Raw genomic sequence first — 21,086 nt, forward strand, 5'->3', positions numbered from 1 at the left:
TTATCTTGCAATTTTATTTAATCACTCCCGTTAATTAATGTCTGAAGCTACTTTAAACATCCCAAAAGAAGCCTCAAGCGATATCCGGCAATTCTATGATAAGTATGCAGGTATGCTTTTAGGTTTTATCCAAGGTACTATCGAGGGTTCTAAAAACTCTGAAGAGCACCTGATTAAAATAATAACATCATTTGTATTGAAAACCAGATTAAATGTTAATAGCAATATGAATACGTGGATGCACCTCAGGCAACATGCGAAAGAAGTTTTAGCGCAGCAAAACCTAAGCGAAACTCCAACTGTAATTTTGGATCAGAATAATAATCGGTCTGAAGACAATATGAAAGTTTTAACTGTGCAAGAAAGAATCATCTTCAAGGCTGTATATTATCAGGAAAGATCAATTGCTTGTATAGCAGAATCACTTGGCGAAGAAGAGAACAGCATACGCATTCAACTGAAATCATCAATAGATAAAATGAGGAGGTTACGTGAAAATTAAGGAAATTATCGAAAGTGGCATTATGGAAACCTATGTTATGGGAATCGCCACCGAACAAGAAATTGAACAAGTATTAACGCTTAGAAAAGAATTTCCAGAATTTGAACAAGAACTTAACAAACTAGAATATGATATGGAAGTTCTGGCACATGGCATGGCTGTTCCGCCGCCACCTGGAGTTCTAGAAAAAATTGAACATGAGGTTCATGAAATTCAACTAAGTGCGCAGAAATTAGAAAAATTTTCTGAGCAGGAACATACAACAAACCACGAATCTGCTAAGAAAGACCGATACATCGAGGTAGAATCAGAATCGAGCCACATGCGCATTCATAAAGCATGGCGTTGGGTTTTCGCAGCCGTTTTTGTTTTAGGAAAAATATTTTTAGGCTTTGCTATTTATTTCTACCTGGCAAACAAACAGGCCCAGGAACAAATTCTGGAACTAAAAACCGAGATTAAGCGAAGCGTGCCATTTCGTTAATTGGTGGCCAGCTCGCCTCTATCCTACTGGTCGGTGTCACACCGACCAACATAAGTTTCGTCATATTAATCACTATAAATTTAAGTTATAGATGCATGTATTTATGTGCTGAGGTACTAACCAATAGATGCATAACTTAACGGGATGCCAAGCTTTGGCCCGCGGACCAAAATGATTTCGCAGATTTCTGTTTCCTGCTTCTGCGGAAATCTCCTAAATCTGCGGGATAATTATTTGATCATAGCAATGTCTCATGGTCGGTGTCACACCGACCAACATAAGCTTCATCATATTAATCCCTATAAATTTAAGTTATAGATGCATGACCTAACATGACGTCAAGCTTTGGCCCGCAGATCAAAATGATTTCGCAGATTCCTATTTCCTACTTCTGCGGAAATCTCCTAAATCTGCGGGATAATTATTTGATCCATAGCAATGTCTCCTACTGGCCGACGTCACACCGACCAACATAAGCTTCATCATATTAATCACTATAAATAAGTTATAGATGCATGTATTTATGTGCTGAGGTACTAACCAATAGGTACGTGACCCAACATTACGCCAAGCTTTGCCCCGCAGATCAAAATGATTTCGCTGATTTCTGTTTCCTTCTTCTGCGGAAATCTCCTCAATCTGCGGGATAATTATTTGATCCATAGCAATTTCTCCTACTGGTCGGTGTCACACCGACCAACATAAGCTTCATCATATTAGTCGCTATAAATCTAGTTATAGATGCATGTATTTATGTGCTGAGGTACTAACTAATAGATGCATGACCTAACATGACGCCAAGCTTTGGCCCGCAGATCAAAATGATTTCGCAGATTCCTATTTCCTACTTCTGCGGAAATCTCCTAAATCTGCGGGATAATTATTTGATCCATAGCAATTTCTCCTACTGGTCGGTGTCACACCGATCAACATAAGCTTCGTCATATTAATCACTATAAATCTGAGTTATAGATGCATATATTTGTGTGCTGAGGTACTAACCAATAGATGCATTACTTAACGCGATGCCAGGCTTTGGCCCGCAGATCAAAATGATTTCGCAGATTTCTGTTTCCTGCTTCTGCGTAAATCTCCTCAATCTGCAGGATAATTATTTGATCCATAGCAATTTCTCCTGCTAGTCGTGTGACACCGACCAACATAGGCTTCATCAAATTAAACACTATAAATCTATTTATAGATACATGTATTTATGTGCTGAGGTACTAACCAATAGATGCATGACCTAACATGACGCCAAGCTTTGGCCCGCAGACCAAAATGATTTCGCAGATTCCTATTTCCTGCTTCTGCGGAAACCTCTTAAATCTGCGGGATAATTATTTATTTTCCTCCTATTATCCTACTGTTTGGTGTCTCATCAACCAGCTTAAATCTTCTCCTAATATCACCATGTTCCGTTTAATTCTTATTTTTTTAAACCATAGCCTCTTTAAGGCGTTGTTATAAAAAAATTAAGAATGAGCGAATATCTAAATCATATCAAACAACCCAAATTATACATGCTTTTATTGGGTTCTAAAGCCCCCAAAAGAAATGTAGAACAGCACGACTATTTCTTCGGAATAGCAACATCTCTGAAAGAACTTGTTCCAGAAATTAAAGCCTTCTGGCCAGAAGCTGGGGCCAGTATCCATATAGATGGCTGGAGAGAAGTAAACCACGTGGAAGGTTATGCAATCAAAATTATCCCTAGAGAGGAGGCAACTGAAACCTCCCCGCATAAATTATTCTTCACCAACCTGGGTGGCTATCAATCTGGCAAATTGGCCGAACAACATTATATTGTATTGAGTGTGAAAGATGATCGTGCCGCTGCTATTCAGGATGCTAAAAAAACGGTCTTTTTCAAAACCAATTCTATAAAAGGAGCAAATGCCCATATTGATGAGAAATATGGAATAGATATCGATGATATTTATCGCGTAGAAGAAATCTTAAGTCCGGTTTATAAGGAAAAATACCATATCCAGATTTTGCCTGGTAGCAGTTTACCAGAAGATGAGATTCATTTGGGTTATTTTAAGCTTGATAAATTATAATAATTCCATATTTGTTTAAGCGGCAACATTACGAAACCATTCCCTTAATAACATGTTATTAAGGGTACAACAAAAAACCAATAATATGAAAAAGTTAATTTATGTAATGGCAATTTCTGCTTCGGCATTAGCGTTTCAGGCATGCAGTGGCGAAAACAAAGATGCTAAAGAAAGTGCAGATAGTTTAAATCTGGCTAAAGACACCACCACTAATGCAGCTGCAACCGGCGGCATTGCTGTAGACGAAGCAGATTCTAAATTTGCAACAACAGCTGCTGTAGGTGGAATGGCTGAAGTAGAATTAAGCAAATTAGCCCTTCAGAAAAGTAGCAATGCGCAGGTTAAAGAATTTGCAACAATGATGGTTACAGACCATGGCAATGCAAATATGGAATTGATGGAAATTGCAAAAACTAAAAACATTACACTTCCAAGCACTCTTGATGCTGATCATCAAAAAAAATTAGATGATTTAAGCAAAAAATCGGGTGCAGAATTTGATAAAGCTTATGTAAGTGATATGATCGATGGACACAAATCTACCTTAAAGTTAATGGAAGATGAATCGAGAGATGCTAAAGACACAGAATTGAAAGCTTTTGCTGCCAAAACAGCACCAATAGTGCAAGGTCACTTAGTGATGATTAATAAAATCAATGATTCAATGAAATAATTAATCGTTTGACTGGTTTATTACTTAGTAGAAGGAGTACGTATAACCTAATACTTACAACTTATTACTTAGTGCCCACCATTCAGTTAAAAACCCGGAACTTAAATTCCGGGTTTTTTGTATTATATGCGCTTTAGTATTTCCAATGAAGCCATTTCGCTAAAGTCTATTCCAGAATAATCCGGATTATACCCTCCAATATACGGTACAGCCATCATCAAAATTCTATCATTTGCATTTCCAGAGTCATCCACAACCTGGAAAGAATCATTAATTTTAATACCGGGAACACGTAATAAATATTCGCCAAGCTTATTCTTTTCTACCAGTTTATTTTCTTTATCAGCTTCTTTTTTACCCGCTGCTTCCGATTTAAATTTTAATGTTGCCGGGCTAATGGTTCCACCCTCCACTAAGCCTTTGAAAGGGAAGTCTTCATACGATAAATGCGGCTGACCAATACAATTCACAAATGTTTTATACCTCACAGAAATCTCCTTCCCATCTGCACCTGTATAAGTATATGTTACGCCACCTTTTTCCTCAGGATCTACCGAACTATCCTCACCAACGGAAACAATTTCAAGCACGCCAGCATCATGTAGCGCCATCAAATCTCTACACGAACTTTGGGGAACAAATGCAATTACAATGGAAATTAAAGGCATTAATACTTTCTGCAACCGTTGCATGTCTTCTGCACATAAATACTTTGCAGGATAATTCATTGCAAAACTCAGAATAGCTAAGGCCTCTTTCCAGTAAATAGATTCTTCACGATCGATAGATTTTTCGGCCTCCTCATATTCTTTTTTAAAGAGATCAAACGCCGGAACATTCTCCCGGTAAGACATCATGGCGTCAACGAAGGTCTCCAGCTCCATATCCTTTATTTTCTTGTAAAATGCCGGATCTTTTTTCTTAAACTGATCTTTGAAGTTCTTCTCAAACACATAATCCAACGAGATAAAACCATCGTTATCCTCAATATATTTCTGAATCTGCGCTTTGCTCAGAGTTTCATCTTTTCCCAGATGAGAATCTTCCAAATGAAAACGAATCGCTGGCAGCAAACCGTTTCTGGAATGCATTATAATCTTAAACTTATCGCTTTCAGCATCAGGTATGAATTTATATTTACCATCATCTTCCACCTTAAAAACACCATTATTTCTGGCCAGTGTTCTAATCGCATCTATTGCGGTAAGCGAAGAACCCATTAAAGCGATAGGATGGTTAAATTTCTTCGCCAGCTTTTGTGGAGGATACGGAGAATCGAAATAGTTTTTGATTTTTCCCTCATATTTTTTAGGCCAATTATGTCCAACACACACAATTACACGATCAAAAGGAATAACTTCCCCCCCGTTAACCGTTACCTTAACCTCATTGTTTGCGGCATCATCAATAATATCGGTTACCTGGGTATCAAGGTGAATATTGGTGATGATGCCTTTATCATCGGCCGCTTTTTTAAGGAGATTAAACTGTGCAGATAAATACTCGCCGAAAAATAATCTTGGCAAAACTTTATATTCGTTAAAGTTATTGGCATCGATTTCGAATTTAGTTAAGATTGATTTCGGAGCAATTTTAACCCAATCTTCTATAGAATTAAAGATAACCGGAATTTCGTTGTCAGATACATTCGTAATGTGTTCTTTGTTGGCACCTTCTTCACTATAGGGCATCCCGGATCCAAGCGAGTTTTTCCGCTCAAAAATGTCTATCATGAGATTTTTCAGCTTGGATTCGACCAATCTTTTGTACATAAAAAGCCCGCTGGGGCCACCGCCAAGTATTGCTATTCTTTGTTGGTTAGCGCTTTTAATCATTTGATAATTGATGATCTTTAAATAAAAGAATTGCCACAATACCTGCTACAATTCGAGTATAAATCACTTGTCTACACAATCGAAAAATAAAGGAAATTGTTTTGCCCAACGTTAAAAACTACTTTTAATGTTAGATAAATCATCCACGCCGAAAATAAAATTTAAAATAACTCAAAACCAACACAACTTATAGTTGTTTATAGTGTGATTCATGCATGTTTGAGCGCATGTTTGGGTTTAGATATGGGGATAGGTTTTTGCCTATCCCTTTTTTGTTTTTAATTGAGTGGCAAAGAGAAGTAAAAGGTAGAACCAAGTTCACCATCACTTTCTACCCAGATTTTTCCATCATGGCGTTGAATAATTTCTGCACTCAGGTACAAGCCGATGCCGAAACCAGATATGGTATGATTACTTTGCACACGGTAATAACGATCAAAAAGTTTTTTTGCATCATCTTTGGAAATACCGATTCCCTGATCTTTGACACTCACAATCACATCGTTTTCTTTAACGTTACAATTAATTTCGATGCTGCTTCCGTTAGAAGAATACTTGTGCGCATTACTCAGCAGATTTGAAATTACATTGCCAATTTTATCTCTATCTGCGTGTACAACCACCTCACAAGATAGCGCAAGGATAATTTCATGTGTAGAAGGCGAAATGAAAGTCTCATCTACGGTTTCTTGTAGCAATTCATCTAAACGGAAAGATGTTTTATCAATCATTAGCTTACCAGATTCCAACCTGGAAACGTTTAAAAAGCCATTAATCATGGCTGTCATTTTCCTGATCTGGATATGGGTTTTTTCTAATGCATTACTCGAATATTCGTCAGCTTCTAACCTGGATTTTCGTTGCAATACCTGTACAAAACCATTTATGGCGGTTAAAGGTGTTTTTAACTCATGACTCACCATTCCGATAAAATCATTTTTGCGAAGCTCATCCAGCTTGCGTTCTGTAATATCCATATACATACCGGAGTATTCTGCTACGTTCCCCGTTTCATCTAAAAAGACTTTACCAGTAGCACGCACCCATTTTTCTTCGCCAGTTTTTAAATTGTTAATAATATATTCGGTATCACTTGGTATCTGGCGGTTCATGGCATCATCTAAAGTCTTGGCAACCAATTGATGATAATCCTGATTAATTGCGCTAAAAATATCTGCTACAGAAACAGCTTCATCCATTTCTAAACCTAATAATTCCCGAACGAAACCAGACATCGTAACTTTAAGCGTTTGAGGGTTTACGCTCCAGGTACCCATCTTCCCGGTTTCAATGGCTTGAAGTAATTTTTCTTCGCTTTCTGATAATTTTCTGATATACTGCACCAGATCGTCATGCGTTTGAGCCAATTCCTCGTTAGTGGCTGCAAGTTCTTCATTTGTTGCTGCGAGTTCCTCATTTGCCGCAGCCATTTCCTCATTAATATTTTGTAACTCTTCCTGGTGAGATTTCCTTTCTGTTACATCTGGCCCTACAGTGGCTACTGCAATAAATTCATTCGAGATCGGATCTTTGATAACAATACCATTCCATTCTATCCAAAAAGGCTTTTTAGTTTTCTCATTCCAGTAACGGATTTCATGCCTGAAGTTTCCGTAGGTAAGCAAATTGCTTAGCGCTTTTTGTGCAAAATCCCTATCTTCAGGATAGACACAATCTAGTATCGTTCTGTTTGCTACAGCATCCCATCCAAGTTTTTTCAAAGCGATGGGATTTGCATAAGTCATTTCATAATCCAGGTTTGCCAGCGAGATAAATTCAGAACTTGCATCAACCAGCGCACTTAAGTTTTGCTTTTCGAGTTCCATCATTTTACGCTCGGTAATATCTACACAAGAGCTGATGTACCCGGCAAATGTTCCATCTGAATGAAAACGCGGCGGACCACTGGATAAAAGCCATCGGTAATTACCTTCCTTACTTAATATTCTAAATTCGCCTGCAAAAGCGGTCTTTGTTTCCAAAGCAGTTAGGTAAATGCCTATATAACGATCACGATCTTCCGGATGGATCAAATCTGACCAACCGAAATCAAGAAGCTCATTCATTGATCTTCCTGTCAACGTCATCCAGGGTTTGTTAAAATATATTGCATTTCCACTTTCATCGCCAACAGCAATAAAAATTTCCGTGCCCTCAGCCATGATTCTAAAACGCTCTTCACTTTCAGAAAGTTCTTTAACACGTTCTGAAACGCGGTCTTCCAATTCTGTATTTAATATATTTAAGCGGTTTTGAGCCTTTTGTAACGCTTCATTGGTTGCAGAAAGCTCCTCATTTAAGGCCTGCTCCCTATCTAATGCCGCTTGCCGTTCTGCAACAAGCTCCATCGCTTCCCTTTTTAAAAATCTTTCTGTAACATCAATTGCTGTATGCAGAATACAAATTACTTTGCCCGCTTTATCCTTTATAGCACGATATTCAAAATCGAAATAATAGGTTTGGATCTCCCCGTTAATTTCAAGTTGTGCCGCCGTATCCTTACCCGAAATTACAAGTCCTTCATTCCAAACCCGCTTAAACATATCTACAAAAGGCTGTCCTTTAAGTTCTGGCAACGCATCCTGTAAAGACTTTCCAACCACGCTCCTATCTTTACCCCATATGGTAAGCATGGCATCGTTGACCTCTTGAATAATGGCATCTTCAGTTACATGTATTGCGGTGGCAGTATGGGTGAGGTTAAAAACCCCAAGTAATTCCTCGCTACTTAAAAAATATGATGGACGGATCATGCTACGTTTTAGGGTGAAAGGTGAAAATTATATTTTTTTAAGATACAGTGAGGAAAATTTCTAAAATAAACAACTCCTATTTTCTCTATATTACGATGCTTGAACTACTTTATTTTAATATCTCGTTTTACAAAACCAACATTTGTACTAAATGTTTGAGATGATAAAATTTTAGTTATTCACATTATCCACAGGATGTGTAAAATTTTTTCATAGAATGAAACCAACATTTCACTAAATTGTTATTCATAAACAAAGTGATAAAAAAGTCCTGTGAGCGGGTAATCCGCGGAGGGCAGGCACACCATAAAAAGCAAAACTTTAAAAAGATATAGCCGCTTATTTTTATAAGTGGCTATATCTTTTTTGTAATCAAATTAAATAAGTTCCAGAAGAGTACTTATTTAGTTTTGATAATAACCAGTATCGGTTATATCTCGTTTGGTTGTTAGAATTATATCAAATTCTGTGTAAGGCCTTCCCAGGTATTTAAAATGATTCTTTTTACAAAACTTTTTATAATAGGTATTCCTTGTCATAAAGAAATATCAAATTCTTAAGCTTTAATCTTTTAAATAAAAGGCATTTTACATCGATTTAGATTTTTTTTTAGCAGCAGCTAAAAGGTTTTACTGAAACATGAAGGTTTCTGTTCTTTTGTTTTTTACAGACATAGATTTATCCTTATTTTCAGCATGCGCCTGCTCTTCTTCAACACTCAACATACTATTGTATTTTTCTAATAAATGAATGTATTTATTCATCCAGAAATATACTGAATTTGAATTGCCTGCAGGTTTCTCACTGGCTTCGACAGGGTGTTCTGCCTTGGAATTGCTTTTTGGAAAAACATCAGGAAACGATATTGAAAGATCCTGCCCTAATGAATGTCCAATCTGCCAAATGATTTCTTGATGTAGCCGATCTTGACCGAACCAATTATAAATTGTTCTTCTGCTAACATTCAGCTTTCTTGAAAGCTCACTAATTCCCATTCGATTTCGGCGTACAACGCGCTCCAAAATCTCACCATGTTTTATTTTCGTTGTCATCGAGATAATTAATTTTTAAGTATAAAAAATTCAATTAAATCAATATCGGGGACGATTGACAGAACGAAAGTAGGAAAAAACATAAAATATTGCACAAAACGGGTGCATTTTTTGACATAGATCAACATTTTTAGGTATTTTTCGGTAAAATGGCAATAAATACGCTAATTTAAACCTATAAATACGTAATACTAGAGCTACATAAATAAAACTATTCTGGATAACATTTTGAGATTTTAATCATTTACACGCCATGATTTAATACACACTGCTAACTGTGCTAAAATAGCTTCAATACTAAGTGGCGCTGACTACTAAGATTAGCCAGGTTATAACGATAGCATATTACTGTAAATAAGAAGTTACGAGACGATACCTTTAAATTTCCAATCTTTGAATATTCCTTTCATCAACAACTTATTTAAAATATGATTAAAAATTTATACGCCTGTTTAGTAGTGGCCGGGGCCTTTATTTCCCTAAATGCAGCTGCGCAAGATGCGGTTAGTTATCAAACGCCGCCCAAAGAAATCGCAGATTTATTGCTCGCCAAACCTACTCCCGCAGTAAGCATTGATGGCAAGGCAGAATGGATTTTATTTAGCGAAAAAAATTCCTATCCATCTGTAGAAGAATTGGCAATGCCCGAATATCGGATTGCTGGTTTAAGGTTAAATCCCAATAACTATTCGCCAAGCAGACAGAATTATATCAATAATTTTAGTTTAAAGAATATCAAGTCCAATCAAACCTCACAAGTTACTGGTTTACCTACACCTTTATATGCTGGTAATATTAGCTGGAATCCTGCAGAAACAAAAATTGCCTTTACCAACACCACTCAAAAAGGCGTTGATTTATATGTAATAGATATTGCAACCAAAAAAGCCGTAAAAACTAATAAATCATTTTTAAATGTTGTTTTAGGTAGTGGCTTAATCTGGTTAAACGATAATACAGTAATTTACCGCGCAGTAACCAAGCCGGCAAGTGCTGCCCCAACCAAACCTTTAATGCCTAAAGGACCAACTATTCAGCAAAACTTAGGCAAAGCAGCGCCGAGTGCAACCTATCAGGATTTAATTAAATCGCCTTTCGACGAACAGTTGTTTGAGTTCTTCGCTACTGCTCAATTGGTAAAAAATACCGCAGGCGTAGAAACACCAATTGGCAAGCCGGCAATTTACGGCACAGTAAGCCTTTCGCCAGATAAAAATTATTTAATGACAGAAACCATCCGGAAACCTTTCTCTTATTTAGTTTCTGCCTATGGCTTCCCATCAACAGTTAGCATTACAGATTTAAATGGTAAAACCGTAAAAGTGGTGGCAGAATTACCATCATCTGAAGGTACTCCATCTGGTTACGACAATACCCAAAATGTTGCCCGCGGTTTCGATTGGAGAGATGATGAACCTGCTACATTGGTTTGGGCCAAACCTTTAGATAGTGGTTTAATTAAAAAAAATGTTCCCTTTCATGATGCAGTTTATGCATTAAGCGCGCCATTTACCGGAACTGAAAAAGAATTATTTAAAACACAAACACGTTACCGTGGCGTACAATGGGGAGATGCGAACTTAGCCCTGATAATGGAAGGTTTACGGAGCAAGCAAACCAGCAAAGTAAGCCGGTACAACCCGGCTACAGGCGCAGTTGAAGAACTTTATACCCGTAATCAAACTGATGCGTACGGTAACCCAGGTACTCCGGTAACTACTAAAAACAAATATGGTAAGCAGGTAATTAAAACTGTAGATAATGGCACTAAGCTATTAATGAATAACGCTATAGGCTCATCAGAAAAAGGCGATTTACCCTTTTTAGCAAAGTTTGACCTTGCTTCGAAAAAGAATGAAATTATTTGGCGCAGCGCAGAAGGTACATTTGAATATATTACCGATGTAATTAATCCTGATAAACTGGTTTTATTAACGCGCAAAGAGAGCCAGAAAATGGTTCCAAATTACTTCATCAAAAATCTTGTGCTTCGCATTGCTGATCAGCCAATTACCAGTTTCGCCAACCCTTACCCATCACTTGATGGCATTACAAAAGAAAAAATTTCTTACAAACGTGCCGATGGTGTAGATTTGACTGGTGATTTATATTTACCAAAAGGTTATGATAAGGCTAAGGATGGTCCGCTTCCAACCCTTATTTGGGCTTACCCACGAGAATTTAACTCCGCAGCAGATGCGGCACAAATTCGTGGTTCGAAAGATAAATTTACAGCCATTAGCTGGGGATCGCCAATTTATTGGGTAACCCGCGGTTATGCCATTCTGGATAATGCAGAAATGCCAATCGTAGCAAAAGATGGCAAAAAACCAAACGATACTTTTATAGAACAACTTAAATTAAATGCCGAAGCTGCAATTAATAAACTTGCTGATTTAGGCGTTGGTGATAAGAAAAGAATGGCCGTTGGTGGCCACAGTTATGGTGCTTTTATGACGGCTAATTTATTGGCACATACAGATCTGTTTGCTGCAGGTATTGCCCGTAGTGGCGCTTACAACCGTACACTTACTCCGTTTGGTTTCCAAAACGAAGAACGTACCTACTGGCAGGTTCCGCAACTTTATTATGAAATGAGTCCGTTCAGTTATGCCGATAAAATTAAAACGCCATTGCTTTTAATTCATGGCGATTCTGACGATAACCCTGGTACCTTCCCCATCAATAGTGAGCGTTTATTTAATGCCATTAAAGGTGCAGGCGGCACAACCCGGTTTGTGTTTTTACCTTACGAAGCGCACGGCTACCGTGGTAAAGAAAACATCTTACATACCCTGTGGGAAGAAGACCAGTGGTTAGAAAAATATGTAAAAGGAAAAAAATAATTTGCTCCTAACTCATTAGAAAAAACCATTATGGTACTGGCCTTTGCTGGTATTGTAATGGTTTTTTTAATTAAGGCTATTAACTAATGGCGCTTATTTTTACTTAGGTGCCTTAGGTGGTAAAATAAATAGTCTACTTCCACGCTTATGTTGCTTACTGCGTTCCTTATTCTCCCTACTGCAAAGCTTATGTTGCTTACTGCGCTCTTTATTCTCCCTACCGCAAGGCTTATGTTGCTTACTGCGCACCTTATTCTCCCTACTGCAAAGCTTATGTTGCTTACTGCGCATCTTATTCTCCCTACTGCAAAGCTTATGTTGCTTACTGCGCCCTTTATTCTCCCTACTGCAAAGCTTATGTTGCTTACTGCGTTCCTTATTCTTCCTACTGCAAGGCTTATGTTGCTTACTGCGCCCCTTATTCTCCCTACTGCAAAAGAACAACTATCAATATTCGTTTAGAATCAACGCGCTTGTTAACTACAACTGCATATTGTTTTTTACCACACAAAAATTAAATATATTTGAAGTATGGAAACCACAGGAAAAACAAATGCCACTAACATAGGCAGAAAAATCAGCCGTATAAGAGAGTTACGTGGAATGAAGCAGGAAACGCTCGCTGCAGAACTTGGGGTTAGCCAACAAACGGTGAGTAAATTAGAGCAGAGCGAAGAAATAGAAGATAGTACGTTAGAAAAAATTGCCAGTGTATTAGGCGTAAGCAAAGAAGCAATAAAGAACTATAGTGATGAAGCTGTGATTAATAATATTCAAAATAACTATGACAATACAGTTGTAAATGGCCCGGGAGTAAATTACAACTGTACCTTTAATCCGTTAGACAAACTGATAGATGTAATGGAAGAAAACAAAAAGCTATACGAACGTTTATTGGCTAGTGAGCAGGAAAAGGTAGAGATTTTGAAAGGGAAGTAGATTTCGATGTTATAAATTCCCTTTAAAACAACTTCCATCGAAATCGAATACAATATTTAAGTACAGCATTTAGAAAGGCTGCACACAAAATGCCTCCAAATCTGGAGGCATTTGTGTTTAGAAAACTAACCAATATGAATTTCGCCAGTGAAAAAACAAAGTCCTGAAATATTTACAGTAAATTTATCCGCGAGGCATTTGAACATAAACCTCAATAATTTGTTAACAGCATATGGACTACATAGATTACTATAAAATCCTCGATTTAAATAAAAGCGCATCAATAGATGATATCAAAAAAGCTTATCGAAAATTAGCCAGAAAGTATCATCCAGATTTGAATCCCAATAATGAAGAGGCAAATAAAAAATTTCAGCAAATTAATGAAGCTAACGAAGTTTTAAGTGATCCTGATAAGCGTAAGAAATACGATAAATATGGTAAAGATTGGCAACATGCCGATCAGTTAGATGCACAGCAAAAGCAACGTCCGCAATACCAATCTCAAGGTGGTGGTTATGGTAGTGGCGGTGGTTATTCTGGCGGCTTCGGTGGAGACGATTTTTCAGATTTTTTCTCCTCTATGTTTGGCAGCGGCGGTAGAAGTAGTCGTAATTCGCCCTTTAAAGGCCAGGATTATAATGCCGATTTACAATTAAATTTAACAGATGCTTACACTACACATAAACAAACACTAACGGTTAACGGGCGCCAGGTGCGGATTACCATCCCTGCAGGGGTAGAAAATGGCCAGAAGATAAAACTACCAGGTTATGGTGCACCAGGGGCAAATAATGGTCAACCCGGAGATTTGTATATTAAATTTAATATCAACGAAGATCCTAAATTTAAAAGAAAAGGAAATGATATCTACATCCAGGAAGAGATAGATGTATATACCGCCATTTTAGGTGGAGAAAAGATTGTAGAAACCTTAAACGGCAAAGTAAAGCTGCAAGTTCCCGCAGGCACGCAACCAGATGCTACCTTACGTTTAAAAGGCAAAGGCTTCCCAATTTATAAAAAAGACAATCAATTTGGCGATTTGTATATTAAATGGCAGGTAAAATTACCAACAAACCTGAACCCGGAGCAAAAAGAATTATTTGAAAAACTTTCTAAAAGCTAACTACGATGAGAAATAATTTAATAGCCGTGAGTGATATTTGTACCTATCACCATTTGGAAATTGATTTTATTCAATCACTTGAAGATTTCGGTTTAATCAAAACCACTACTCAAAAGCAATCCAGTTTTCTATCTTTTGATGAACTTTCCAAACTAGAGCGCTACGTTCGGCTGGCGAAAGACCTCGATATTAACCTGGAAGGTTTACACGCTATTGCACATTTATTAAACCAGGTAGAAACCATGCAAAAGGAAATAAATACGTTAAAAGCAGACCTCATCCACAGTAAACATTTCAATTAACAATAAACCAAATTGTGCAATAAATTGAACCGATTGGTAAGCTAAATGCACATTTATTATAAAATTAGTTTCTTAAATTGGCATTCATATAAAACAACATGAGCGAGTCGTCTACATTCATCGAAAAGATAAAAGCATCCTATGCGCCAACAGGCTCGTATATTTACCTGGGTGCAGGTATTTTAGACGGACAGGTTTACAGCGAAGCTGAAGTAAACTTATCTTTAAAAATGATGAACAGGCACGGTTTAATTGCTGGTGCAACAGGTACAGGTAAAACCAGAACGTTACAGCTCCTGGCCGAACAGCTTTCTGATGCCGGTGTACCCGTGTTTATGTTGGATGTTAAAGGCGATTTATCTGGATTGAACCAAGCAGGCTTAGTAAATTCAAAAATCGAAGAGCGTGCCCAACAACTAAATAAATCATTTTCACCTACTGCTTTTCCGCTTGAAATCTATTCGTTATCTGGGAAACTGGGTGCGCAAATGAGGGCAACAGTATTAGAATTCGGGCCTACCCTTTTATCCAAAGTTCTGGATTTGAACGATACACAATCTGGTGTAATGGCCGTCATTTTCAAATATGCAGATGATAATAAAATGCCCATTATTGATCTGAATGATTTAAAAAAACTGGTTTCTTATTTATCAGAAGGTGCCGGAGCAGCAGAAATTAAAAGCAGTTACGGCAGCATCTCAACAGCTACATCTGGCACAATATTGAGAAAAATTGTAGCCATTGAGCAACAGGGTTTAGGTGGCATGTTTGGCGAAAAATCTTTTGATATCGACGATCTATTAGAACGCGTAGATGGTAAAGGAACCATTAGTTTACTTAATATTGCCGATGTACAAAATCAGCCCGTATTGTATTCTACCTTTCTATTGAGCCTGTTAGCTGAATTGTTTAATACCATGCCCGAAGTTGGAGATTTAGAAAAACCCAAGCTGGTTTTCTTTTTCGATGAGGCACATTTATTATTCAAAAACTCTTCAAAAGCCTTTTTAGAACAAATTGAAACCATTATCAGGTTGATCAGATCAAAAGGAATTGGCGTATTTTTTTGTACCCAATCTCCAACTGATGTACCTGAAAGTGTATTGGGGCAATTGGGTAATCGGGTACAGCATGCGCTTAGGGCATTTACTCCAAATGATGTAGATGCACTAAAGAAAACGGTAAATACCTACCCTAAATCTGATTTTTATCAAATTGACAAAGTTTTAACTTCGTTGGGTACTGGCCAGGCATTAATTACGGTATTAAATGAAAAAGGAATACCCACTGAGGTTTCGGCTACCATGCTTACCCCTCCCCGCTCGGTAATGGGTCCCTTAAGTCCGGCAGATTTTGAGCATTTGGTAAATAAAAGTAAGATGTATGCAAAATATAAGGATGCAATCGATCCTGAAAGTGCGTATGAAATGCTAACCAAAAAGATTAATGATCAGGCCGAACTTACAGCGCAAGAAAAACAACAGAAAGCATTACAAAAGCAAGAGGAACAGGGGAATAAGCCCAAGCCAGGAGAGAAAAGTTTGGTAGAGCAAGTAATGGGCGCAACAATTACTCGCCAGATTGGCAAAGAAATTGTTAGAGGTATCTTCGGAATGCTTACAGGAAAGAAAACAAGATCTAAAACCGGAGGCTTTTTTGGTTTTTAAAAAGCCTTGGTAATATAAATTAACACAACAAAAGAAACGCTCGATTTAATATTTAAATGATGAAACCTACACTATTAATATTGGCTGCCGGAATGGCAAGCCGTTATGGAAGTATGAAACAAATCGATGGCTTTGGCCCAAATGGCGAAACCATCATCGACTATTCAATATATGATGCAATTAATGCTGGCTTCGGCAAAGTTGTATTTATCATTAAAGAAGAATTTGAAGAAAATTTTAAATCTATTTTTGAGCCAAAACTTAATGGCAGAATAGAAACAGAATACGTTTTTCAAAATTTCGACCTGAAACAATTCGGAATCGAAGAAGAAATTTATAGAGAAAAACCATGGGGAACAGCCCATGCCATTTTATCGGGCAGGGATGTAATTAAAGAGCCTTTTTGTGTAATTAATGCCGATGATTATTATGGTTTTGATGCCTTTAAAAAAATGGCAGATTTCTTAAATACTGAAGCTACAGATAGCAACTATTCAATTATTGGATACGAAATCGGAAAAACACTTTCTGAGTTCGGTTCAGTATCAAGAGGGGTTTGTAAAGTAGATGAATCGGGTAACTTATCTGAGATTATTGAGCGTACGAAAGTGTATCCAAAGGATGGAAAAATTTTCTATGAAGAAGATGGCGAAGAGTTCCCTTTAGATTTTAGTACGCCAGTTTCGATGAATTTCTGGGGCTTCACTCCCGCTGTTTTTGAAATTACAGAAGGATTATTTAAAGAATTTGCCATGGCAAATAAAGATAAGCCTAAAGCAGAATTTTTTATCCCTTTAATCGGCGAAAGCCTGGTGCAAAATGACACCGCTACTTTCAAAGTAGTACCAACTTCGAATAAATGGTTTGGGGTAACTTACAAAGAAGATAAGCCTTATGTTCAGGATTCTATAGACCAATTGGTTAAAAACGGAACGTATCCTGAAAAACTATGGAACTAAATTTAGCTTCCGAAGTTTTAAACGCTTACGGATTTACTAAAAAAAATACAACAATCACTCAAATAGGTACAGGTTTAATTAACTGTACCTATTTGCTTTCTCCCCATGCTGGAAATCAGAAATACATTCTTCAGCAAATTAACATTGCCGTTTTTAAATCGCCCTGGGCCATCGCAGAGAATTTAAAGGCTATCTCAGATTACCTTGCGCAACACCATCCTGATTATCTTTTCATTAAACCTATTCCTACCATTGAAGGAGCAGAAATGGCTCATATTAATCAGGAGTTTTGGAGATTGTTACCATTTGTACACCATACAGTTTCGCTTGATGTTTTAACTGATCCAAAGCAAGCTTTTGAAGCCGCTAAGCAGTTTGGTAAATTAAGCCGATTGCTTAATAATTTCGATACCCGAACCCTTGAGCCTACTATCCCCGGCTTCCACGATTTAGGATTAAGGTATAAACAGTTTACACAGGCACTAAGTGAAGCACCTGCAGCATTAAGAGAGCAAGCTGAAATTCAGATTGAAGATGCATTGAATCATAAATATATTTTAGATTATTATACCTCCTATTTACAGAAAGATGATTTTCCAGATCGGGTAATGCACCACGATACTAAAATTAGCAATGTACTACTAGATGAAAAAACTTTTAAGGGCATTTGCGTTATCGATTTAGATACCATTATGCCCGGAAAATTCATCTCAGATCTGGGTGATATGATGCGTACCTACCTTTGTGCATGCTCTGAAAATGAAATCGATTTAACCAGGATCAAAATCAGATTGCCCTATTTTGAGGCGATGATTAAAGGGTATCTTTCGGAAATGAAAGCGATTTTAACAGCGACGGAAAAAGAACTAATGCTCTTCTCCGGCCGGTATATTATCTACATGCAGGCTTTGCGTTTTTTATCTGATTTTTTAAACGGAAATACTTATTATCCGGTAAGCTATCCTACTCAAAACTTAGATCGTGCTAAAAACCAGTTTCAATTACTTTCAGAAATAGCTGTAAATGAAAAAGAATTGCAGGGCATTATAGAAGAGAATCTGTTGTATTAAATAGGATAGAAATTAGATTTTTCTTTTTAAAAGCAGTCGGCTGAAGCCGGACTGCAATGAATGGATTGCTCAAACGATCATAAATTGCGAGCTGGAAAATAAATTTCCTTTTAAAGCAGTCGGCTGAAGCCGGACTGCAATGAATGGATTGCTCAAACGATCATAAATTGCGAGCTGGAAAATAAATTTCCTTTTTAAAGCAGTCGGCTGAAGCCGGACTGCAATGAATGGATTGCTCAAACGATCATAAAGAGGGCTAGAAAATAAAATTTCTCTTTAAAGCAGTCGGCTGAAGCCAGACTGCAATGAATGGATTACTCAAACGATTATAAATTGCGAGCTGGAAAATAAAATTCCTTTTTTAAAGCAGTCCGCTAAAGCCGGACTGCAATCGGGGACACCTGCTTGTTCCATCTAAAACGCTCAAATCAAAACCCCAGACTTTAAACTAAAAAAGCGCTCCTGAACTTAATCAGAAACGCTTTTTATATGCTCCAAAGACTCTCGACTTAGGACTAAAGACTTAAGACTTATTTCTTATCGTCTTCTTTTACTTCTTCAAAATCAACGTCAGTAACGTTATCGCCACCACCTTGAGGTTGACCATCAGCTTGTGGTTGTTCGCCACCTTGAGGCTGACCGCCATCTTTGTACATTTCCTCAGAAGCTACGTTCCATGCAGCTTGTAATTCAGCTTGTGCTGCATCGATATCTGCAAAGTTACGAGACAAGTGAGCTGCTTTCAATTTCTCTAAACTTGATTCGATTGGCGCTTTTTTATCAGCAGATAATTTATCACCAAATTCTTTCAATTGTTTCTCTGTAGAGAAAATTAATGCATCAGCACCGTTAATTTTATCAGCTTCTTCTTTTTGCTTAGCATCATCTGCAGCATTAGCTTCCGCCTCTTCTTTCATTTTTTTAATCTCTGCATCAGTTAAACCTGAAGATGCTTCGATACGGATTTTTTGCTCTTTACCAGTAGCTTTATCTTTTGCACTTACGTGTAAGATACCGTTAGCATCAATATCAAAAGATACTTCTACCTGAGGCACACCACGAGGTGCTGGTGGAATACCATCTAAAATGAAACGACCAATTGTACGGTTTTGGCCAGCCATTGGACGCTCACCTTGTAAAATATGGATTTCTACTGAAGGCTGGTTATCAGCTGCAGTGGAGAAAGTCTCTGATTTTTTAGTTGGGATTGTTGTGTTAGACTCAATTAATTTTGTCATTACACCACCCATAGTTTCGATACCTAATGATAATGGCGTAACGTCTAACAACAATACATCCTTAACATCACCAGATAATACACCACCTTGAATAGCCGCACCAATTGCTACAACCTCATCAGGGTTAACACCTTTACTTGGCTCTTTACCGAAGAAAGCTTTAACAGCCTCCTGAATAGCAGGAATACGAGTTGAACCACCAACTAAGATAATTTCGTCAATATCGCTTGTGCTTAAACCTGCATTTTTCAAAGCTGATTTACATGGATCGATAGTACGTTTAATTAAATCACCAGCCAATTGCTCAAATTTAGCACGAGATAATGTACGTACTAAGTGTTTAGGGCCGCTAGCATCAGCAGTAATATATGGTAAGTTAATTTCTGTTGAAGTAGTGCTTGATAATTCAATTTTAGCTTTTTCAGCAGCTTCTTTCAAACGTTGTAAAGCCATTGGATCTTTTGCAAGGTCCATGCTGTTTTCAGATTTGAATTCTTCAGTTAACCAATCGATAATAATGTGGTCAAAGTCATCACCACCTAAGTGTGTATCACCATCAGTAGATTTCACTTCGAAAACGCCATCACCTAATTCTAATACAGACACATCATGTGTACCACCACCACAGTCAAACACAACAATTTTCATGTCTTTATGTGCTTTATCTAAACCATAAGCTAGCGCAGCTGCAGTTGGTTCGTTAATGATACGTTTTACAGATAAACCTGCAATTTCGCCTGCTTCTTTAGTAGCCTGACGTTGTGCATCATTAAAATAAGCTGGTACAGTAATCACCGCTTCAGTAACTTCGTATCCTAAGAAATCTTCAGCAGTTTTTTTCATTTTCTGCAAAATCATTGCAGAGATTTCTTGTGGAGTATATTTTCTATCGTCGATTTCAACGCGAGGTGTATTGTTATCACCTTTAATCACTTTATATGGTACACGTCCAGCTTCTTTCGAACTTTCGTCGTAGCTGCTACCCATAAAGCGTTTAATCGAATATATCGTTTTTGTTGGGTTGGTTATAGCCTGACGTTTAGCAGGCTCGCCAACTTTACGCTCACCGTTTTCTGCAAAAGCAACAATAGACGGTGTAGTACGTTTGCCCTCACTGTTCGCTATAACTACAGGCTCGTTGCCCTCCATTACGCTCACGCAAGAGTTCGTTGTTCCTAAGTCTATTCCAATAATTTTTCCCATTGTATTTCTATTTTCTTCTTTTAAAGTATTGTAATTTCAACCTATTAAACAATGCTTGTGCCAATTGGGTTTTGGCAGAAAATAACGTCAAAAGACTGATAAAATGTAAAAAAACAGGCCATCGAAGACTGACAGCATGACAGAATCAAGAAAACTTGAAGGTGAAGACTGGAGCTGAAAGCTAAAAGAAGAGCGCTTAAAGTAGAAGGCTTGAAACTGAAAATCTTAAGCTAACAGCCGATAGACTAAAGTAAAATTATAATTTATAAAAGGATCTAAATAAGTGCCAGTTTTTTCTTTAAACCGACTGAGATATGCGTATAAATAATCGTTCGATGAATGTAAGCGCTAAGGAGATATTCATCACTGAC

General features: G+C 37.5%; 15 protein-coding genes. 11 read left to right on the top strand and 4 right to left on the bottom strand.

Translation table 11 applies throughout. The features are described from left to right. The first annotated feature begins 37 nt into the window (after positions 1-37). From SOM16_RS00735 to SOM16_RS00750, 4 genes are all read left to right on the top strand, one after another. On the top strand, positions 38-502 hold the full coding sequence (locus SOM16_RS00735; protein ID WP_320462094.1) for a hypothetical protein: 465 nt from the start codon (positions 38-40) through the stop codon (positions 500-502). After that, the gene (locus tag SOM16_RS00740; RefSeq protein WP_320462095.1) at positions 492-986 is read left to right on the top strand and encodes a hypothetical protein; all 495 of its coding nucleotides are present in this window, start codon (positions 492-494) and stop codon (positions 984-986) included. The genes SOM16_RS00735 and SOM16_RS00740 overlap by 11 nt, the downstream gene beginning before the upstream one ends. A 1,481-nt stretch (positions 987-2,467) precedes the next feature. Next, complete coding sequence (locus SOM16_RS00745) at positions 2,468-3,049, top strand: DUF1543 domain-containing protein (protein WP_320462096.1); 582 nt, start codon at positions 2,468-2,470, stop codon at positions 3,047-3,049. An 85-nt stretch (positions 3,050-3,134) separates the two neighbouring features. Further along, positions 3,135-3,722, top strand: coding sequence for a DUF4142 domain-containing protein (locus tag SOM16_RS00750; protein WP_320462097.1), 588 nt, complete (start codon positions 3,135-3,137; stop codon positions 3,720-3,722). A gap of 122 nt (positions 3,723-3,844) precedes the next feature. On the opposite strand, the gene SOM16_RS00755 is transcribed toward SOM16_RS00750, so the two are convergent. The 3 genes from SOM16_RS00755 to SOM16_RS00765 all read right to left on the bottom strand — a co-directional run bounded on the left by SOM16_RS00755 (position 3,845) and on the right by SOM16_RS00765 (position 9,362). Next, positions 3,845-5,557, bottom strand: a complete 1,713-nt coding sequence (locus tag SOM16_RS00755; protein ID WP_320462098.1) for an FAD/NAD(P)-binding protein — start codon at positions 5,555-5,557, stop codon at positions 3,845-3,847. 278 nt (positions 5,558-5,835) lie between these two features. Then, positions 5,836-8,310, bottom strand: a complete 2,475-nt coding sequence (locus SOM16_RS00760; protein ID WP_320462099.1) for a PAS domain S-box protein — start codon at positions 8,308-8,310, stop codon at positions 5,836-5,838. Positions 8,311-8,939: 629 nt separating this feature from the next. Continuing rightward, positions 8,940-9,362 (bottom strand): hypothetical protein, encoded by a 423-nt coding sequence (locus tag SOM16_RS00765; protein ID WP_320462100.1) that lies wholly within the window; start codon positions 9,360-9,362, stop codon positions 8,940-8,942. Between the two features lie 428 nt (positions 9,363-9,790). On the opposite strand from SOM16_RS00765, the gene SOM16_RS00770 reads away from it, so the two are divergent. From SOM16_RS00770 to SOM16_RS00800, 7 genes are all read left to right on the top strand, one after another. Continuing rightward, positions 9,791-12,208, top strand: a complete 2,418-nt coding sequence (locus tag SOM16_RS00770; RefSeq protein ID WP_320462101.1) for an alpha/beta hydrolase family protein — start codon at positions 9,791-9,793, stop codon at positions 12,206-12,208. A gap of 531 nt (positions 12,209-12,739) precedes the next feature. Continuing rightward, a complete protein-coding gene (locus tag SOM16_RS00775) occupies positions 12,740-13,147 on the top strand; it encodes a helix-turn-helix transcriptional regulator (protein ID WP_320462102.1) in 408 nt (135 codons plus the stop codon). A 232-nt stretch (positions 13,148-13,379) separates the two neighbouring features. Then, the gene (locus tag SOM16_RS00780) at positions 13,380-14,276 is read left to right on the top strand and encodes a J domain-containing protein (protein ID WP_320462103.1); all 897 of its coding nucleotides are present in this window, start codon (positions 13,380-13,382) and stop codon (positions 14,274-14,276) included. A gap of 5 nt (positions 14,277-14,281) precedes the next feature. Beyond that, positions 14,282-14,578, top strand: coding sequence for a chaperone modulator CbpM (locus tag SOM16_RS00785; RefSeq protein WP_320462104.1), 297 nt, complete (start codon positions 14,282-14,284; stop codon positions 14,576-14,578). 98 nt (positions 14,579-14,676) lie between these two features. Continuing rightward, positions 14,677-16,245: a helicase HerA-like domain-containing protein gene (locus SOM16_RS00790; protein ID WP_320462105.1), complete on the top strand. Its 1,569-nt coding sequence runs from the start codon at positions 14,677-14,679 to the stop codon at positions 16,243-16,245. Positions 16,246-16,304: 59 nt separating this feature from the next. Further along, positions 16,305-17,204, top strand: a complete 900-nt coding sequence (locus tag SOM16_RS00795) for a nucleotidyltransferase family protein (RefSeq protein ID WP_320462667.1) — start codon at positions 16,305-16,307, stop codon at positions 17,202-17,204. Next, positions 17,195-18,274, top strand: coding sequence for an aminoglycoside phosphotransferase family protein (locus SOM16_RS00800; RefSeq protein WP_320462106.1), 1,080 nt, complete (start codon positions 17,195-17,197; stop codon positions 18,272-18,274). Before SOM16_RS00795 ends, SOM16_RS00800 begins: the two co-directional genes overlap by 10 nt. A gap of 530 nt (positions 18,275-18,804) precedes the next feature. Here the strand turns inward: SOM16_RS00800 and dnaK are convergent. Beyond that, entirely contained in the window at positions 18,805-20,715 is a 1,911-nt protein-coding gene (gene dnaK / locus SOM16_RS00805) for a molecular chaperone DnaK (RefSeq protein ID WP_320462107.1), read from the bottom strand. Positions 20,716-21,086: the final 371 nt, after the last annotated feature.

It is taken from the genome of Pedobacter sp. CFBP9032, from assembly GCF_034045265.1.
Classification (GTDB): domain Bacteria; phylum Bacteroidota; class Bacteroidia; order Sphingobacteriales; family Sphingobacteriaceae; genus Pedobacter.

What these genes read in the sequence shown, in the direction of transcription:
- SOM16_RS00735 (WP_320462094.1), top strand. Translation starts at nt 38, where the DNA reads ATGTCTGAAGCTACTTTAAACATCCCAAAAGAAGCCTCAAGCGATATC.
- SOM16_RS00745 (WP_320462096.1), top strand. Translation starts at nt 2,468, where the DNA reads ATGAGCGAATATCTAAATCATATCAAACAACCCAAATTATACATGCTT.
- SOM16_RS00750 (WP_320462097.1), top strand. Translation starts at nt 3,135, where the DNA reads ATGAAAAAGTTAATTTATGTAATGGCAATTTCTGCTTCGGCATTAGCG.
- SOM16_RS00755 (WP_320462098.1), bottom strand. Translation starts at nt 5,557, where the DNA reads ATGATTAAAAGCGCTAACCAACAAAGAATAGCAATACTTGGCGGTGGC.
- SOM16_RS00760 (WP_320462099.1), bottom strand. Translation starts at nt 8,310, where the DNA reads ATGATCCGTCCATCATATTTTTTAAGTAGCGAGGAATTACTTGGGGTT.
- SOM16_RS00765 (WP_320462100.1), bottom strand. Translation starts at nt 9,362, where the DNA reads ATGACAACGAAAATAAAACATGGTGAGATTTTGGAGCGCGTTGTACGC.
- SOM16_RS00770 (WP_320462101.1), top strand. Translation starts at nt 9,791, where the DNA reads ATGATTAAAAATTTATACGCCTGTTTAGTAGTGGCCGGGGCCTTTATT.
- SOM16_RS00775 (WP_320462102.1), top strand. Translation starts at nt 12,740, where the DNA reads ATGGAAACCACAGGAAAAACAAATGCCACTAACATAGGCAGAAAAATC.
- SOM16_RS00780 (WP_320462103.1), top strand. Translation starts at nt 13,380, where the DNA reads ATGGACTACATAGATTACTATAAAATCCTCGATTTAAATAAAAGCGCA.
- SOM16_RS00785 (WP_320462104.1), top strand. Translation starts at nt 14,282, where the DNA reads ATGAGAAATAATTTAATAGCCGTGAGTGATATTTGTACCTATCACCAT.
- SOM16_RS00790 (WP_320462105.1), top strand. Translation starts at nt 14,677, where the DNA reads ATGAGCGAGTCGTCTACATTCATCGAAAAGATAAAAGCATCCTATGCG.
- SOM16_RS00795 (WP_320462667.1), top strand. Translation starts at nt 16,305, where the DNA reads ATGAAACCTACACTATTAATATTGGCTGCCGGAATGGCAAGCCGTTAT.
- SOM16_RS00800 (WP_320462106.1), top strand. Translation starts at nt 17,195, where the DNA reads ATGGAACTAAATTTAGCTTCCGAAGTTTTAAACGCTTACGGATTTACT.
- dnaK (WP_320462107.1), bottom strand. Translation starts at nt 20,715, where the DNA reads ATGGGAAAAATTATTGGAATAGACTTAGGAACAACGAACTCTTGCGTG.